Annotated in this window: 4 protein-coding genes; 2 read left to right on the top strand and 2 right to left on the bottom strand. The window is 34.3% G+C overall.

Features of this window, described 5'->3' with window-relative positions; genetic code table 11:
• Positions 1–375: hypothetical protein (locus ACFIMA_RS09585; RefSeq protein ID WP_375693441.1), on the top strand; the 375-nt coding region annotated here is incomplete at its 5' end.
• 148 nt (positions 376–523) lie between these two features.
• On the opposite strand, the gene ACFIMA_RS09580 is transcribed toward ACFIMA_RS09585, so the two are convergent.
• Both ACFIMA_RS09580 and ACFIMA_RS09575 read right to left on the bottom strand, forming a co-directional pair.
• The gene (locus ACFIMA_RS09580; RefSeq protein WP_004856691.1) at positions 524–817 is read right to left on the bottom strand and encodes a HigA family addiction module antitoxin; all 294 of its coding nucleotides are present in this window, start codon (positions 815–817) and stop codon (positions 524–526) included.
• A gap of 16 nt (positions 818–833) precedes the next feature.
• A complete protein-coding gene (locus ACFIMA_RS09575; RefSeq protein WP_252619286.1) occupies positions 834–1,115 on the bottom strand; it encodes a type II toxin-antitoxin system RelE/ParE family toxin in 282 nt (93 codons plus the stop codon).
• Positions 1,116–1,303: 188 nt separating this feature from the next.
• Here ACFIMA_RS09575 and ssb point away from each other — a divergent pair.
• The coding region (gene ssb / locus ACFIMA_RS09570) for a single-stranded DNA-binding protein (protein ID WP_375693440.1) at positions 1,304–1,563 on the top strand (260 nt) is incomplete at its 3' end.

The following is a 1,563-nucleotide window of genomic DNA, read 5'->3' as shown; positions in this document are numbered from 1 at the left end:
ATTTTTGTAATTTTATGCAATTCTCATATTCCTTTTGAGTTGCAGAACAATCCAAAATATAAAGATGATGATACAACGGGTTGGGTGAAACTAACACGTGATTTACAACAGTATTTGCACAGACTCTTAAAACTAATAAGTTTAGCGCTTGTCGTTTTAATTTTCCCAAGTAGTTATAAAGAAACGGTCTCTTTACCTATTATTTCTAAGTACGTGGAGCATAAGCTTTCTTTTTCATTGGATACTGTACTTTGGTACTCAGATACTGCTCTTTGGTATTCTTTTTTAGTTTGTGTATTGTTTCTTATGTTACATACACGCAGTTTAATAAATATATCTATTTACACACTACAGTGCTCCGTTAAAAAGCTATAGTAAAATTTCCGATTTTATAAAACTGTTCAGATTACGTTGTCTCTTCTCAACGTTCGATAAAATCAACAAGAGCATAAAAAACTATCGTGGGCTGCTTGATTTTAAAGAACATGACCTCTAGGTGTGAAGAAAGATGGGCTAAGTCTTTCTAAAGATGCCCTACTTGCTCTAGAGGTGAAATATGTGGGATTGGGCTGTTATGCCGAGCTTGCCACAAATCATGCTTTTGTTGCAATTTAAGCCAGAATTCCGCATCATTTAAACCCGCTTTTTCTAACCGTAAAGCTAAGTTAATACTAATCGCCGCATGGCAGTTTAAGACGCGGGATAAAGTTAAACGTGCAACGCCAAGACGATTTGCAGCTTCTGTTACTGTTAACCCTAATTCATCAAGCAATTCTTCTTTCAAAATGCCGCCAGGGTGTGGAGGATTGTACATCATAATAACACCTCAAAACTCAATGGTAATCTTGATAATCAACCAGTTCAACGTCTGTCCCAATGAAACGAAAGGTAACACGCCAATTTCCATTGACACGCATTGACCAGTAACCTTTTAAATCGCCCGTAAGCGCATGTAGACGATACGATTTAAGAGTAACTTGTTCAGGCGCGGATATTGTATCTAAAATTACTAAAATGTTTGCTAATTTTTTAGCATGCGCGGGTTGTATGCCTTTGCAGACTCCTCTTTCAAAGAATAATTTCAACCCTTTATGCTTAAAACTAACGATTGCCATATATACCCTCTTGATACTTGATACTATACACCATGCATTTATGTCAATTGATTATTTATCAAAGAGCATATTAAACATAATTTTATATGTTAATAATTAATAATATATCATTGAAATAATTGAAAAAATATGCAAATCATGCTAGGATTTTGTATGTATTAAAATACAAATTTAAGGTAAGAAAAAACATGCTAAACAAAGTGACATTAATAGGACGCCTTGGTGCTAATCCCGAAAGCAAAACAATGAATTCTGGAGCAGAAATAGTCAATTTTAGTATAGCAACTTCTGAAAGCTATACGGATAAAAATACTCATCAAAAAGTAGAGAAAACGGAATGGCACTCCATTGTGATTTTTAATCCACATTTGGCAAAAATTGCACTTCAATATCTAAACAAAGGTTCAAAGGTTTACATAGAAGGAAAATTACAGACACGCAAATGGCA

Origin of the sequence: Bartonella sp. AP88HLJMH (assembly GCF_042195605.1) — a bacterium.
Taxonomy (GTDB): domain Bacteria; phylum Pseudomonadota; class Alphaproteobacteria; order Rhizobiales; family Rhizobiaceae; genus Bartonella.
This window is presented reverse-complemented; position numbering and strand designations above follow the sequence as displayed.